The 15,385-nt window shown below is 64.1% G+C and carries 14 protein-coding genes; 9 read left to right on the top strand and 5 right to left on the bottom strand.

The window, feature by feature from the left end:
* Positions 1-50 precede the first annotated feature (50 nt).
* Both HU738_RS20185 and HU738_RS20180 read left to right on the top strand, forming a co-directional pair.
* A complete protein-coding gene (locus tag HU738_RS20185) occupies positions 51-518 on the top strand; it encodes a flagella synthesis protein FlgN (RefSeq protein WP_176508753.1) in 468 nt (155 codons plus the stop codon).
* An 80-nt stretch (positions 519-598) separates the two neighbouring features.
* Entirely contained in the window at positions 599-1,342 is a 744-nt protein-coding gene (locus HU738_RS20180) for a flagellar brake protein (protein ID WP_186603242.1), read from the top strand.
* Positions 1,343-1,508: 166 nt separating this feature from the next.
* Here the strand turns inward: HU738_RS20180 and HU738_RS20175 are convergent, their stop codons facing one another.
* The 3 genes from HU738_RS20175 to bkdR form a co-directional block, all read right to left on the bottom strand.
* Complete coding sequence (locus HU738_RS20175; protein WP_176508751.1) at positions 1,509-2,852, bottom strand: MFS transporter; 1,344 nt, start codon at positions 2,850-2,852, stop codon at positions 1,509-1,511.
* Between the two features lie 130 nt (positions 2,853-2,982).
* On the bottom strand, positions 2,983-4,224 hold the full coding sequence (locus HU738_RS20170; protein WP_176508775.1) for a glutamine synthetase family protein: 1,242 nt from the start codon (positions 4,222-4,224) through the stop codon (positions 2,983-2,985).
* 232 nt (positions 4,225-4,456) lie between these two features.
* Complete coding sequence (gene bkdR / locus HU738_RS20165; RefSeq protein WP_012315571.1) at positions 4,457-4,942, bottom strand: Bkd operon transcriptional regulator BkdR; 486 nt, start codon at positions 4,940-4,942, stop codon at positions 4,457-4,459.
* 197 nt (positions 4,943-5,139) lie between these two features.
* Here bkdR and HU738_RS20160 point away from each other — a divergent pair, with 197 nt between their 5' ends.
* Genes HU738_RS20160 through lpdA form a run of 4 tightly spaced genes read left to right on the top strand, consistent with a single transcriptional unit; the run spans position 5,140 to position 10,102 of the window.
* Positions 5,140-6,372, top strand: a complete 1,233-nt coding sequence (locus HU738_RS20160) for a 3-methyl-2-oxobutanoate dehydrogenase (2-methylpropanoyl-transferring) subunit alpha (RefSeq protein ID WP_054886333.1) — start codon at positions 5,140-5,142, stop codon at positions 6,370-6,372.
* Position 6,373: 1 nt separating this feature from the next.
* A complete protein-coding gene (locus HU738_RS20155; RefSeq protein ID WP_186605000.1) occupies positions 6,374-7,432 on the top strand; it encodes an alpha-ketoacid dehydrogenase subunit beta in 1,059 nt (352 codons plus the stop codon).
* On the top strand, positions 7,433-8,707 hold the full coding sequence (locus HU738_RS20150) for a dihydrolipoamide acetyltransferase family protein (RefSeq protein ID WP_186604998.1): 1,275 nt from the start codon (positions 7,433-7,435) through the stop codon (positions 8,705-8,707). It begins immediately after the preceding gene.
* 15 nt (positions 8,708-8,722) lie between these two features.
* Positions 8,723-10,102 carry a dihydrolipoyl dehydrogenase gene (lpdA, locus tag HU738_RS20145; protein WP_186604996.1) on the top strand — a complete coding sequence of 460 codons (1,380 nt, stop codon included), beginning with the start codon at positions 8,723-8,725 and terminating at the stop codon, positions 10,100-10,102.
* 72 nt (positions 10,103-10,174) lie between these two features.
* Here the strand turns inward: lpdA and HU738_RS20140 are convergent, their stop codons facing one another.
* Positions 10,175-11,173, bottom strand: coding sequence for a sensor domain-containing diguanylate cyclase (locus tag HU738_RS20140; protein WP_186604994.1), 999 nt, complete (start codon positions 11,171-11,173; stop codon positions 10,175-10,177).
* A 190-nt stretch (positions 11,174-11,363) separates the two neighbouring features.
* On the opposite strand from HU738_RS20140, the gene HU738_RS20135 reads away from it, so the two are divergent.
* Together HU738_RS20135 and HU738_RS20130 are read left to right on the top strand one after the other, a co-directional pair.
* Positions 11,364-12,083, top strand: coding sequence for an AzlC family ABC transporter permease (locus tag HU738_RS20135; RefSeq protein ID WP_176508746.1), 720 nt, complete (start codon positions 11,364-11,366; stop codon positions 12,081-12,083).
* Entirely contained in the window at positions 12,080-12,406 is a 327-nt protein-coding gene (locus HU738_RS20130) for an AzlD domain-containing protein (protein ID WP_186604992.1), read from the top strand. The genes HU738_RS20135 and HU738_RS20130 overlap by 4 nt, the downstream gene beginning before the upstream one ends.
* On the opposite strand, the gene HU738_RS20125 is transcribed toward HU738_RS20130, so the two are convergent.
* Positions 12,403-14,244, bottom strand: coding sequence for a bifunctional diguanylate cyclase/phosphodiesterase (locus tag HU738_RS20125; protein ID WP_186604990.1), 1,842 nt, complete (start codon positions 14,242-14,244; stop codon positions 12,403-12,405). The two genes, HU738_RS20130 and HU738_RS20125, sit on opposite strands and share 4 nt — an antisense overlap.
* Before the next feature lie 131 nt (positions 14,245-14,375).
* Between HU738_RS20125 and HU738_RS20120 the strand changes: the two genes are divergently transcribed.
* On the top strand, positions 14,376-15,332 hold the full coding sequence (locus HU738_RS20120; protein WP_186604981.1) for an endonuclease: 957 nt from the start codon (positions 14,376-14,378) through the stop codon (positions 15,330-15,332).
* Positions 15,333-15,385: the final 53 nt, after the last annotated feature.

Below are 15,385 nucleotides of genomic sequence, written 5' to 3'. Positions count from 1 at the left end.
CCGTTCGGCGCGCTGACTTCACGGACGCTATGTAAAGCCAAGAGTTAGCCATGCACGACATCACTTTGCTGCAACTGATCGAAGACGACATCGCTCCGACCCAGGAACTGCTCGACCTGCTCCAGCAGGAGTCAGTGGCCTTGCACGGTCGCGACATGGCGCCGCTGGAGGGCATCCTCGCCCGCAAGCAGTCGCTGATCGTCCTGCTCGAGCAGCAAGGCATGCGCCGCAACAACCTGCTTGCCAGCCTTGGCCTGAGCGCCAACCGTGCCGGCGTGCAGGCATTGGCGGCACAATCGGACAACGGCGAGCTGATCATGCAGCAGCTCGATGTGCTGACCCAGCTGATGGATGCCTGCCAGAAGGTCAACGAGACCAATGGCCGGATCATCCAGGTGCAACAACACGTCACGGCCAACCAGATCAGAATCCTTCAGGGTGGCGAAGCACCGTCGCTCTACGACAGCCGTGGCGCCACTTCTCCACTTGCCAAGCCCCGGGCGCTCAGCCAAGTGTGATTACTTCTATCAAGGCACGGAACATACTGGCAAAATGCCGTTACTTGCGTGTGTCGTTTTTGCCTGGAGATTGAAAACCCGTGTTCAATGAAACCGATGCCCCGCAACCGCCGAAGGTGCTGAACACGCCCTTGGAGATCGCGGCCAACCTGCGCCAGCTACAAGAAAGCCATGATCCGTTGATCATCACCTTCCACGAGCGCAGCCAGCGGTTCCAGAGCTATGTGGTGCATGTGGACCGTGACAGCAATGTCCTGGCGCTGGACGAAATGATCCCGCGCGACGGCGAAAAATTCATCGAGAACGGCGAACCGTTCCGCGTCGAAGGCTTCCATGACGGTGTGCGCATCGCGTGGGAGTGCAATCATGAACTGAAGATCAGCGAAGTCGACGGCCACCGCTGCTACCGTGGCGCGATGCCCGAAGAGATGACCTACCACCAGCGTCGCAATGCCTTCCGCGCCGCGCTGAAGCTGTCGCAACTGGTCGACATCATTCTCGACGGCAGCTACCTCAAGGGTAACGGCGCCTTGCGCGGCAAGCTGCTGGACATCTCTGCCACCGGCTGCAAATTGCGCTTCGAGGGCAATGTCGAGGACCGCCTGCAACTGGGCCAGGTGTACGAGCGTTTCAAGGCCAGCAACCCGCTGGGCCTGGTAGACACCATGGTCGAGCTGCGCCATCTGCACTATGAAGAGCGGATCAACACGACCTTCGCCGGTGTGCGTTTCCACAACCTCAATGGCCAGGCACAGCGCAAGGTCGAGAGTTTTGTCTACCAGCTGCAACGTGAGGCGCGGCGGTTCGACAAGGACGACTACTGATCGGCCCTTGAATGCAAAACGCCACCTACCGGGTGGCGTTTTTGTTTGAGGTTTGCAGGACCGGCCTCTTCGCTCCTACAGGTTGCATACAAGTTTCCAAAAAACGGTGCGGTCCCTGTGGGAGCGGGTTTACCCGCGAAGAGGCCGGAACAGGTCAGTACAACGCTCAAACCGACTTGCTGACCTCATCCTCAGGCCGAGCCTCTACCACCGGCTCAGCCTTCTGCTCATCCTCGGTATCCTCAGCCGCCACCGGCGCCTGCATCACGTCCTGCACCGTCTGCTCATCCACCCGCGGGTCAAGCGCTGCCGACAATGGCGAACCCGCCGCCGGCATCGCCACGTGCCCCAACGGCGCATCCTGCACCTGGTGCAGCCCGGTCACCGCCTTCGGCCGGATGCGCCACACCAGTACCAACGCGAAGAACGCAAAGAACGCATAGAGCATCTGCGCCCCCAGCACCTTCATCAGCACCCCCGCCGCCAGCGGCCCGATACAGGCACCGACGCCATAGGTGACCAGCAGCATGGCCGTCAGCGACACCCGCCGCTCGCTCTCCACATGGTCATTGGAAAACGCCACGGCCAGCGGGTACAGGCAGAACTGCAACAATGAAATCACGAAGCCAATGCTGAACAGCACCTCCAGCGGCACGCTTGGCAGCAACGCCAGCGGCACCGAAGCCAGCGCCAGGCCTATCGCAACGCTGCGGATCAACACCGCCCGGTCGTAGCGGTCGGACAACCAGCCCAAGGGCCACTGCACCAGCAGCCCGGCAAAGATGCAGCACCCCATGAACAGACCGATCTGCTCGGTCGACAAGCCCTGGCTGGAGGCGTACAGCGGCGCCAGGCCATAGAACGAACCGACGATCAGGCCTGACCCCAGCACCGTACTGAGCGACTGTGGTACCCGCTTGATGAAGAACTTGGGCTCCATCGGTGCCGGACGCAGGGGCGCCGGGTGGATGCGCCGGGTCATCGCCACCGGCACCAGGCACAGGGCGAAGCACATGGCCACCAGCATCAGCAGTTCCGGGCCCAGTTGCGGGTGCACCACCAGGATCAGCTGGCCAAGCACCAGGCCAAGGTAGGAGGCAATCATGTAGCCACTGAACACCGCCCCTCGGTGCTTGGCCTCGGCCTGCTCATTGAGCCAGCTCTCGATCACCATGTACTGGCACATCATCCCCAGGCCAACGATCATCCGCAGCCCGACCCACACCGGCAACCAGCTGGTCATGCCATGCCCCAGCACCGCCGCGCAGACGATGCCAGCGCACGTGGCATAGGCCCTGATGTGCCCTACCCGGCCGATCAGCCGGTGGCCGACCTTGCCGCCCACGGCCAGGCCGAAGTAGTTGGCAGCCATCAAGGCACCGACCCACAGGCTATCGACATGATCGGCCGCCAGGCGCAGCGCCAGGTAGGTACTGAGCAGGCCCGAGCCGATCAACATCATCAAGGCGGCGAAATACAACGACTGAAAGGGCTTCCAGATGTTTCGCATACGTCCCGTCGAGCTCCGTGGTCAGGTGGCGTTGGCTTGCTGGCAAGCATAAAAGCAAAATGGCCACGGCGCAGTCCCCTGCCCGCCAAATAAGCGGACAGGGGCGCGTCCAGTGCCGATTGTGTCGCGATCAGGCCTGTGCTGCCAGCACGCGCCGCTCCCAGGGGGTGATCTCGTTGAAGAAGTCGGTCAGTTCCAGGGTCTTGCTGGCAATGTAGCCTTCGATGAACTCGCTGCCGAACAGTTCCCGCGCCAGGGCGCTGCGCTTGAGACGTTCGAGCGCCGCATGCAGGGTGCACGGCAGGCTCAGGGCTTGCGGCACCTCGAACTCGCCCTGGATCGCCGGGGCAGGCTGCAGGCGCTGCTCGATACCGTGCAGGCCGGCGGCCAGGCTGGCCGCAATGGCCAGGTAGGGGTTGGCGTCGGCACCCGGCAGGCGGTTCTCGACCCGCCGCGCCACCGGGGCACTGGCCGGAATGCGCAGGCCGGCCGCGCGGTTGTCTTCGGACCAGCAGGCATTGTTCGGCGAAGCGTAGGGGTGGCACAGACGCTGGTAGGAGTTGACGTTGGGCGCGAACAGCGCGGTGAAGTCGGCCATGCACGCCTGCTGACCGCCGATGAAGTGATAGAAGGCATCGGTCGGCTGGCCTTGCTCGTCGCTGAACACATTACGCCCACTGGCGATTTCCACGACGCTCTGGTGAATGTGCATGGAGCTGCCCGGGGTGTGCGCCAATGGCTTGGCCATGCACACCACGCTCAGACCGTGCTTGAGCGCCACCTCCTTGAGCAGGTGCTTGAACAGGAAAGTCTGGTCGGCCAGCAGCAAGGGGTCGCCGTGCAATAAATTGATCTCGAACTGGCTCACGCCCATTTCATGCATGAAGGTGTCACGCGGCAGGCCCAAGGCCGCCATGCACTGGTAGACCTCCTGGAAAAACGCACGCAGGCCATTGTTGGAGCTGACGCTGAATGCCGAATGGCCAAGCTCGCGGCGGCCATCCTTGCCAACCGGTGGCAGGAAGGGTTGCTGCGGGTCGGTGTTGGGGGCGAAAACGAAGAACTCCAGTTCGGTCGCCACCACCGGTGCCAGGCCCAAGGCGGCGTAACGGGCGATCACCGCCTTGAGTTGACCACGGGTGGACAGCGCCGAGGGCCGGCCATCCAGCTCATTGGCGTCACAGATGGCCAGCGCCAGCCCTTCTTCGCTCCAGGGCAGCCGGTGAATCTGCGAGGGCTCCGCCACCAGCGCCAGGTCGCCGTCATCACTGCCATAGAAACGCGCCGGCGGGTAGCCGCCCATGATGCATTGCAGCAGCACCCCCCGGGCCATTTGCAGGCGGCGGCCTTCGAGGAAGCCCTCGGCGGTCATCACCTTGCCGCGGGGAACGCCGTTGAGGTCGGGGGTGACGCATTCGATCTGGTCGATGCCCTGGAGGTGCTCGGCCAGCGAGCGGTGGGCGGCGGTGGTCATGACGCTTGTCCTTGTTGTTATAGGCTGACAACAACATAGGCTGAGGGTGTTTAAAATATCAAGCACCCTCGGTATGACTGTGCCGGCCTCTTCGCGGGCTCGCCCGCGAAGAGGCCGGCACTGGTGAACACTACTCCCGCAAGGTCATGCCATTGGAGGGCAACGGCAACGCCGTCTTGTAGCGCACCTGCTTGAGGGCAAAGCTGGAGCGGATATTGGCCACCCCCGGCAACCGCGTCAGGTAATCGAGAAACCGCTCCAGCGCCTGGATGCTCGGCAACAGCACGCGCAGCAGATAGTCCGGGTCCCCGGTCATCAGGTAGCACTCCATCACCTCGGGCCGTTCGGCGATTTCTTCTTCAAAGCGGTGCAACGCCTGCTCGACCTGCTTCTCCAGGCTGACATGGATGAACACATTCACATCCAGCCCCAGCACTTCCGGGGACAACAAGGTCACCTGCTGGCGGATCACGCCCAGCTCCTCCATGGCCTTGACCCGGTTGAAACAGGGCGTCGGCGACAGGTTCACCGAGCGCGCCAGTTCCGCGTTGGTGATGCGGGCATTGTCCTGGAGGCTGTTGAGAATGCCGATATCGGTACGATCGAGCTTGCGCATGAGACAAATTCACCGGATTTTTGTGTTTATCCGGAATGTTTATCTCCACCGCCAGGCAAAGGCAATCAACTTGAGAGAAAAATTCTCCTGCCCTGCCACTAAGATGTAGATGACGCTGACCTGCCAGTCACAAGCCGGTACTCAGCGGCGGCCGCTTCAGAGCTCACAAAAACAACATCCGAGCGAGCGTAAAAAGCATGAACGAGTACGCCCCCCTGCGTTTGCATGTGCCCGAGCCCACCGGCCGGCCAGGCTGCCAGACCGATTTCTCCTACCTGCGCCTGAACGACGCAGGGCAAGTCCGTAAACCGCCGATCGATGTCGACGCTGCCGACACTGCCGACCTGTCCTACAGCCTGGTCCGCGTGCTCGACGAGCAAGGCAACGCCCAAGGCCCCTGGGCCGAGGACATCGACCCGCAAATCCTCCGCCAGGGCATGCGCGCAATGCTCAAGACGCGCATCTTCGACAGCCGCATGGTGGTTGCCCAGCGCCAGAAGAAGATGTCGTTCTACATGCAGAGCCTGGGCGAAGAAGCCATCGGCAGCGCCCAGGCGCTGGCGCTCAACCGCACCGACATGTGCTTCCCCACCTATCGCCAGCAGAGCATCCTCATGGCCCGCGACGTGTCGCTGGTCGAGATGATCTGCCAACTGCTGTCCAACGAGCGCGACCCGCTCAAGGGCCGCCAGTTGCCCATCATGTATTCGGTGCGCGAAGCCGGTTTCTTCACCATCAGCGGCAACCTGGCGACCCAGTTCGTCCAGGCGGTCGGCTGGGCCATGGCTTCGGCGATCAAGGGCGATACCAAGATCGCCTCGGCCTGGATCGGCGACGGCGCCACCGCCGAGTCGGACTTCCACACCGCCCTCACCTTCGCCCACGTCTACCGCGCCCCGGTGATCCTCAACGTGGTCAACAACCAGTGGGCGATCTCCACTTTCCAGGCCATCGCCGGCGGCGAGCAAACCACCTTCGCCGGCCGTGGCGTGGGTTGCGGCATCGCGTCGCTGCGGGTCGACGGCAACGATTTCGTCGCTGTGTATGCCGCCTCGCGCTGGGCCGCCGAACGCGCCCGCCGCGGCCTCGGCCCCTCTTTGATCGAGTGGGTCACCTACCGCGCCGGCCCGCACTCGACCTCGGACGACCCGTCCAAGTACCGCCCGGCCGATGACTGGAGCCACTTCCCGCTGGGCGACCCGATCGCCCGCCTGAAGCAGCACCTGATCAAGATCGGCCACTGGTCCGAGGAAGAACACCAGGCCACTACCGCCGAGTTCGAAGCCGCGGTCATCGCTGCGCAGAAGGAAGCGGAACAGTACGGCACCCTGGCCAACGGCCACATCCCGAGCGCCGCCTCGATGTTCGAGGACGTGTACAAGGAAATGCCTGACCACCTGCGCCGTCAGCGCCAGGAACTGGGGGTCTGAGATGAACGATCACAACAACAGCATCAACCCGGAAACCGCCATGGCCACCAGCACACTGACCATGATTCAGGCCCTGCGCTCAGCCATGGATGTCATGCTCGAGCGCGACGACAATGTGGTGATCTACGGCCAGGACGTCGGTTACTTCGGCGGCGTGTTCCGTTGCACCGAGGGCCTGCAGAGCAAGTACGGCAAATCGCGGGTGTTCGATGCCCCGATCTCGGAAAGCGGCATCGTCGGCACTGCCGTCGGCATGGGTGCCTACGGCCTGCGCCCGGTGGTGGAAATCCAGTTCGCCGACTACTTCTACCCGGCCTCGGACCAGATCGTCTCGGAGATGGCCCGCCTGCGCTATCGTTCGGCCGGCGAGTTCATCGCCCCGCTGACCCTGCGCATGCCCTGCGGCGGCGGCATCTACGGCGGCCAGACCCACAGCCAGAGCCCGGAAGCGATGTTCACCCAGGTCTGCGGCCTGCGCACCGTGATGCCGTCCAACCCGTATGACGCCAAGGGCCTGCTGATCGCCTCGATCGAATGCGACGACCCGGTGATCTTCCTCGAGCCCAAGCGCCTGTACAACGGCCCGTTCGACGGCCACCACGACCGCCCTGTCACGCCCTGGTCGAAGCACCCGCATAGCGCCGTGCCGGACGGCTACTACACCGTGCCGCTGGACAAGGCGGCGATCACCCGCCCGGGCAACGATGTCACCGTGCTGACCTATGGCACCACGGTCTACGTGGCTCAGGTAGCCGCCGAGGAGACCGGCGTCGACGCCGAAGTGATCGACCTGCGCAGCCTCTGGCCGCTGGACCTGGAGACCATCGTCGCGTCGGTTAAGAAGACCGGCCGCTGCGTGGTCGTGCATGAAGCGACCCGCACCTGCGGCTTCGGCGCCGAACTGGTGGCGCTGGTGCAAGAGCACTGCTTCCATCACCTCGAAGCGCCGATCGAGCGCGTCACCGGCTGGGACACCCCCTACCCCCACGCACAGGAATGGGCCTACTTCCCAGGCCCTTCGCGGGTAGGCGCGGCATTGAAACGGGTCATGGAGGTCTGAATGGGCACGCACGTCATCAAGATGCCGGACATTGGCGAAGGCATCGCGCAGGTCGAGTTGGTGGAATGGTTCGTCAAAGTCGGCGACGTGATCGCCGAAGACCAGGTGGTAGCCGATGTCATGACCGACAAGGCCACCGTGGAAATCCCTTCGCCGGTCAGCGGCAAGGTGCTGGCCCTGGGCGGCCAGCCAGGTGAGGTGATGGCGGTTGGCAGCGAGCTGATTCGCATCGAGGTGGAAGGCAGCGGCAACCATGTCGATGTGCCACAGGCGAAGCCGGTGGAAGCGCACAGCGCGCCCGCTGCGCCTGCTGTACCCAAGCCAGCAGCGCCAGCGCCGCAGCCGGTGGCCTTCCAGGCACCCGAGCATCACGTCGAAGCAGCGATCGTGCCGCGTCAGCCGGGCGACAAGCCGCTGGCCTCGCCAGCGGTGCGCAAGCGCGCCCTGGATGCCGGCATCGAGCTGCGCTACGTGCATGGCAGTGGCCCGGCCGGGCGCATCCTGCACGAAGACCTCGACGCCTTCATGAGCAAGCCGCACAACCCTGCCGGCCAGGCGCCGGGGGGCTATGCCAAGCGCACCGACAGCGAGCAGGTGCCGGTGATCGGCCTGCGCCGCAAGATCGCCCAGCGCATGCAGGACGCCAAGCGGCGTGTCGCGCACTTCAGCTACGTGGAAGAGATCGACGTCACCGCCGTGGAGGCCTTGCGCCAGCAGCTCAACGCCCAGTACGGCAACACCCGTGGCAAGCTGACCCTGCTGCCGTTCCTGGTCCGCGCCATGGTCGTGGCGTTGCGCGATTTCCCGCAGATCAACGCCACCTATGACGACGAAGCCCAGGTCATCACCCGCCATGGTGCTGTGCATGTGGGCATCGCCACTCAGGGCGACAACGGCCTGATGGTGCCGGTGCTGCGCCATGCCGAGGCTGGCAGCCTTTGGGCCAACGCCAGCGAAATTTCGCGCCTGGCCAACGCCGCACGGAGCAACAAAGCCAGCCGTGAAGAACTGAGTGGCTCGACCATCACCCTGACCAGCCTCGGCGCACTCGGCGGCATCGTCAGCACCCCGGTGGTCAACACTCCCGAAGTGGCGATCGTCGGCGTCAACCGCATCGTCGAGCGGCCGGTAGTGATCGATGGCCAGATCGTCGTGCGCAAGATGATGAACCTGTCCAGCTCGTTCGACCACAGGGTGGTCGATGGCATGGATGCCGCGCAGTTCATCCAGGCCGTGCGTGGCCTGCTCGAACAACCTGCCTGTCTTTTTCTGTAAGGAGCCGGAGTGAGCATGTCACAGAAAATCGACACCACCCTGCTGATCATCGGCGGCGGCCCGGGCGGCTACGTCGCCGCCATCCGCGCCGGGCAACTGGGCATCCCCACCGTACTGGTCGAAGGCCAGGCCCTGGGCGGCACTTGCCTGAACATTGGCTGCATCCCGTCCAAGGCGCTGATCCATGTGGCCGAGCAGTTCCACCAGACCACTCGCTTTGCCGGGCAGTCGCCGCTGGGCATCAGCGTCGATAGCCCACGCCTGGACCTCGGCCAGAGCGTGGCCTGGAAGGACGGCATCGTCGACCGCCTGACCACCGGCGTGGCCGCCTTGCTGAAAAAGCATGGGGTCAAGGTGATTCACGGTTGGGCGAATATCCTCGACGGCAAGCAGGTCGAGGTCGACGGCCAGCGCATCCAGTGTGAGCACCTGCTGCTGGCCACCGGCTCGAACAGCGTCGAACTGCCGATGCTGCCGCTCGGCGGGCCGATCATCTCCTCCACCGAGGCCCTGGCGCCCAAGGCTCTGCCCAAGCACCTGGTGGTGGTGGGCGGCGGTTACATCGGCCTGGAGCTGGGCATCGCCTATCGCAAGCTGGGGGCGCAGGTCAGTGTGGTGGAAGCGCGTGAGCGCATTCTGCCGACCTATGACAGCGAACTGACCGCGCCGGTGGCCGAATCGTTGAAGAAGCTGGGCATCGCCCTGCACCTGGGCCACAGCGTCGAAGGCTACGAAAACGGCTGCCTGCTGGCCAGCGATGGCCAGGGCGGGCAACTGCGCCTGGAGGCCGACCGGGTATTGGTGGCCGTCGGCCGCCGGCCACGGACCCAAGGCTTCAACCTGGAATGCCTGGACCTGAAAATGAACGGCGCCGCCATCGCCATCGACGAGCGCTGCCAGACCAGCATGCGCAACGTCTGGGCCATCGGTGACGTGGCCGGCGAGCCGATGCTCGCCCACCGCGCCATGGCCCAAGGCGAGATGGTTGCCGAAATCATTGCCGGCAAGACCCGCCGTTTCGAACCCGCAGCGATTGCCGCGGTGTGCTTCACCGACCCGGAGGTCGTGGTCGCGGGCAAGACGCCGGAGCAAGCCAGCCAGCAAGGCTTGGACTGCATCGTCGCGCAGTTCCCGTTCGCCGCCAATGGCCGGGCCATGAGCCTGGAATCGAAAAGCGGTTTCGTGCGGGTGGTGGCGCGGCGTGACAACCACCTGATCGTCGGCTGGCAGGCGGTTGGCGTGGCGGTTTCGGAACTGTCCACGGCGTTTGCCCAGTCGCTGGAGATGGGCGCACGGCTGGAAGATGTGGCCAGCACCATCCATGCTCACCCGACGCTGGGCGAGGCGGTGCAGGAAGCGGCACTTCGCGCACTGGGCCACGCACTGCATATCTGACACTGAAGCGGCCGAGGCCGATTTGACCCGCTGCGCCCCTGGCGCCGCGGGTCTTTCTTCATCAGTTGCCGCTCATTCGGAAATCGTGTTCTTGCCCGCCTCCTTGGCCCGGTACAACGCCTTGTCAGCCCGAGCCAGCAGAGCTTCCTGGCCTTCGCCTTGCTGCCATTGCACCACGCCATAGCTCATGGTCAGCCGGCATTCAGCCACCGGTTCGAGTCGCTCCATCACCCGGCGCAACTGCCTCGCAAGTTCCAGTGCCTCGCCCAGGGTGGTCTGTGGCAGCACCATGACGAACTCGTCGCCGCCCCAGCGCGCCAGCAGGTCGGGCTCGCGCACGCAGGTACGCAGGTTGTCCGCCACCTGGATCAGTGCCGCATCACCTCGGGCGTGGCCATGGCGATCATTGATCGGCTTGAAATCATCCAGGTCCATGGCAATCAGCGACAGCGGCTGGCGGAAGCGCCTGGCCCGCTCGCACTCATCCTGCAAGGTCTTCTCCAGCCGGTAACGGTTGGCCAGCCGCGTCAGCGCGTCGCGCTCGGCCAGGATGCGGTTCTCGTCCAGCTGGCGCTGCAGCTGCTGGTTGACCCATGACAGCTCGCGGGTACGCTCGGCCACCTGGGCTTCCAGCGAGAGGTTTCTCTGCTCCAGCTGCGCCACCAGGCGCTTGCCCGCATCGATGTTGCGGTGCGCACCGAGCACGCGCGCCACCGAGCCGTCCTCATTGCGATCGATGATGTGGCCACGGTCTTCCACCCACAGGTAGCTGCCGTCGCCGCAACGGCAACGGTACTCGATGAGATAGTGCTCATTGTGCTGGTTGATGTAGGCTTCGAAGTGCGCCATCACGCGTGGATAGTCTTCAGGATGGATGATGCTTTCCCAGGTCAGCACGGTGTTGGCCTTGGAATGGCTTGGGTAACCGAGCATCGCGTACCAGCCGGGGTTGCGATAGACGTAACCGGTATTGGCATTCCAGTCCCAGATCCCATCGCTGATCAAATTGAACAGCGTGGCGATCTGCTGTTCACTGAAACCGGCCGGAGCCGGCTGTGCTTCCTGATTCATGGACGCTCTCCCTGATGTCCAGCAACTGCGCCCCGGACAAGGTGCTGCCGACAGTGCTTGTGTTTGCCGCAGACGGCAACGTGCTTCTCAGACAGCCAAGCATAGGCCGCGCGGCTGACCACTGGAATAGTACGGGCATTGTATTTCCACTTGCGCGCTGGCATGGCTGATGAACCTTCAAGGAGCCCTCATGCACTACAAAAGCGGGATGCACGCTTTCAACGACGGAGTCCGCGCCGTTCTACCGCTGACCACCGGCATGTTGCCGTTCGGTCTGATTACCGGGGTGACTGCCATCGGCGTGGGCATGTCCCCGTTCGAAGCGATGGGCATGACCCTGCTGTTCTATTCCGGCTCTGCGCAAATGGTGGTGCTGCAGCTGATGCAGAGCGGCGCGCTACCGCTGACCATGGTGGCCACCGCGCTGGTGATCAACTTGCGCTTCCTGATGTACAGCGCAGCCCTGGCCCCGCATCTGAGCAGCCTGCCACGGCGTAAGACCTGGCCACTGTCCTACCTGCTATCCGACCAGTCGTTCGCCCTGTGCAGCCTGAAGTTCGGCGCTGGCGACCTCGGCCGATTCGCTTTCCCGTACTACCTGGGCACCGCCTTGCCGATGTGGCTCGGCTGGAACCTGGCGGTGCTGGCGGGTGTGTACCTGGGGACCGGCATTCCGGAGTCCTGGTCACTGGGCTTTGCCATTCCTCTGTCATTCCTGGCACTGCTGGTGCCGGGTATCCGAAACCCGGCAATGCTGGGCGCAGCGGTGGTCGGCGGCGCGCTGGCCGTACTGGCTCACGACCTGCCCTACAACCTGGGCTTGCTGGTCGCCTCGCTGGGCGGTGTGCTCAGTGGGTTGTGCATCGAACAGCTGCGCAAAGACGCAGCCGTGGCAACGGAGGCGCCATGACCGACATCAACCCATGGATCACCTTCGCCCTGATCGGCCTGGGCACCTTTGCGATACGGCTGTCGTTCATCGAGTTCTACGGTACGTTGCGCATTCCACCGATGTTACGCCGCGCGCTGGTGTATGTGCCGGCCAGTGTGTTGGCTGCGCTGGTGCTGCCGGCCGTGGTGTTCAAGGCCGGCCAGCCCGGGACCGACTGGGGCAACCCGCAGATACCGGCCGCGATCGTGGCCGGGCTGGTCGCCTGGCGCACGCGCAGCACACTGCTGACCCTGGGGGTGGGCATGGGCGGGCTATGGGCGCTGCAGCATTGGGGCTTCTAACGGTCGGGCACCATACTGAAGCGGTTGCGCCCGCCGCGCTTGGCCTCGTACATGGCCTTGTCGGCGAGCGCCAGGGCATCCTCGGCCGTTTGCGGGTCATGCCCGGAATGGTTGAGGTACACGCCAATGCTGGCGCCGACGGCCACCTCAGCCCCTTCCACCGCGATCGGTGCCGACAGCACATCACACAGTTTACCCGCGATATCACGGGCTGACGCCTGGTTGGTCACGGCCTGGGCGATGACCACGAATTCGTCACCGGCCAGCCTGGCCACCGTGTCATCAGCGCGCATGGCCGCCAGCATGCGCCCCGCAGCCGTCTGCAGCACGGCATCGCCCGCTTCGTGGCCATGCTGGTCGTTGACTTGCTTGAAGCCATCCAGGTCGATGAAGAACAAGGCAAACGCCGTCCGCTGTTTCAAGGCGAAGTCCAGCTCCTCATGCAATGCCGCGCGGTTGGGTAGCCCGGTCAGCGGGTCGAGCGTGGCCTGATCGAGCAGAGTCTTTTCCTTGCGCTTGCGTTCGGTCACATCCAGCGACATGACGAAAAAGCCCTCGACCTTGCCGTTGCGGATATCGGGCACGTACGTCGCGTGCCAGATCCGCGGGTCGTCGAGGCTGTAACGCACGTTGTCAGCCTCCACCCGCTCGCCGGCCAGCGCTTTCTGGAAGCAAGGCAACAGCTGCTGATACACATCCGCCGGCAGCACATCCTGCACCTTGCGGCCTTTGAGCTGGGTCGGCTCGACGCCGAAAATCTGCCGGTACACGGCGTTGTTGAAGCGGTACTCGAGGTTGGGGCCGATATGCGCGATCAGCACCGGGATATTGTCGGCGATGGCTTGCAGGGTTTCCTGGCTGCGGGCCAGCTCTTCGGTGCGCTGCGCCACCTGTTGCTCCAGGGTCGCCTGGTAGCGTTGCAGTTGCTGCTGGCGGCGCCTGCGCTCGCTGATGTCGCGCACGAACACCACCAATTGCTCGGTAACGCCACGCTCGTTGCGCAGCGCCGACACGCTCAGCTCGCTCCACAGTGCGGCATTGCCGGGGGTCATCAGCCGTACCTCGATGACCAGAGAATCCTGCTCGCCGGCAACGATCTGCTGCCAGGGCTCGTCCAGCTTGGCCAGGTCTTGAGGATCGATCAGCTCGCCCAACCGGGTCAGCACCAGCCACTCCTTGGCCCTGCCCAGCAACTGGCAGAATTCCCGGTTGGGCTCGAGGATGCGCCCGTCAAGGCCCACCAGCGCCTTGCTCGTCGGGCTACTGTCGAACACCCGTTGAAAACGCGCCTCGGAAGACGCCAGGGCGCCCTGCTCCGCCTGCTGCACCGCGCCACCCGAGTCGATGGCCAGGCTGCGGTGCAACATCTCGCGCTCGACGATCCGCGCGAGGTCGCGCAGGTGCGCCAGTTCGGTATCCGACACCTGGCGGGGGCGCGAGTCCAGCACGCACAGAGTGCCCACGGTCAGCTCGCCGGCAAAGCGCAGCGGCACACCGGCATAGAAGCGGATGCACGGCCCACCGGTCACCAGCGGGTTGTTTTCGAAACGCGGGTCGGCGCTGGCATCCGGGATCACCAGGATGTCTTCGGCATGCAGGGCATGGGCACAGAACGCCACATCGCGCGTGGTCTCGGCGACATCGATGCCCTGGCGCGACTTGAACCACTGGCGGTTCATGTCGATCAGCGACACCAGGGCCATGGGCACATTGATCAGTACACTGGCCAACCGGGTAATGCGGTCGAAGGTTTCCTCGGCCGGGGTATCGAGAATGTTCAGGCTCTCGAGGAAACACAGGCGGGCTGCCTCATTGAGAGGCGACGGGGCAATTTGCATGACAACGCGCTCGACTGGATCATGACCCGCAAACGATAGCGCCGCAGCGCTCAAGTGCAAGCCTTTCATCTCTTCTATCAAATGTCGCAAGCCGTATAATCGCGTCTTTTTGTAAGCCTAAGACGTATTTCATGAAGAAACTGCTTTGCGCCGTCGCCCTCGCCGTCGCTGCCATCCCCGCCGCCTTCGCCACCCCACCCGCCACCTTCACCGAAGCCAAGGTGGTCGCCAAACAGAAGATCTACCAGGACCAGGGCAACAGCGCCATGGGCGAGCTGTACTGTGGCTGCAAGTGGACCTGGGTGGGCAAGTCTGGCGGCCGGGTCGACCTGAAATCCTGTGGTTATGAAACCCGCAAGCTGCAGACCCGCGCCGAACGTACCGAGTGGGAGCACATCGTCCCGGCCTGGACCTTCGGCCACCAGCGCCAGTGCTGGCAGAACGGCGGGCGCGAGCAGTGCGTCGACAGCGACCCGACCTTCCGCGCCATGGAGGCCGACCTGTTCAACCTCTACCCGTCCGTGGGCGAAGTGAACGGAGACCGCAGCAACTTCAACTACGGCATGGTCTCTGGCGTTGCGCCGCAGTACGGCCAGTGCACCACCAAGATCGACTTCCAGCAGAAAACCGCCGAGCCACGCGACGAGGTGAAGGGGCTGGTGGCACGCACCACGTTCTACATGTTCGATCGCTACAAGCTGAGCATGTCGCGCCAGCAGCAGCAGGTGCTGATTGCCTGGGACAAGCAGCACCCGGTGACGGCCTGGGAGAAGCAGCGTGACCAGCGCATTGCCGCGATCATGGGGCACAACAACCCGTTCGTGACCGGTGAGCGCAAGTGGGCGCTGGGCTATACGCCGCAGGGCGCGGCTGCGGTGCCGGCAACGGCGGTAAAAGAAGCGGCAAAGCCGACGCTGGCCAGCACGGCGGCTGGCGGTGCGGTGCTGGGAAACCGCAATAGCCATGTGTATCACCTGGCCAGCGGTTGCCCGGGGTACAGCCAGGTTTCGCAGAAGAACCAGGTGGCGTTTGGTAGTGAGGCCGAGGCGCAGGCGGCAGGGTATCGCAAGGCGGGGAATTGTAAGTAACGGCGTGAGAGATGTGTGAGGGCTTGCAGGTGTTCGCCAGTAAGAGCATCTGC

The organism is Pseudomonas vlassakiae (genome assembly GCF_014269035.2).
Taxonomy (GTDB): domain Bacteria; phylum Pseudomonadota; class Gammaproteobacteria; order Pseudomonadales; family Pseudomonadaceae; genus Aquipseudomonas; species Aquipseudomonas vlassakiae.
Note: the sequence above shows the minus strand (reverse complement) of the source record. Positions and strands in the feature narration are given on the sequence as shown.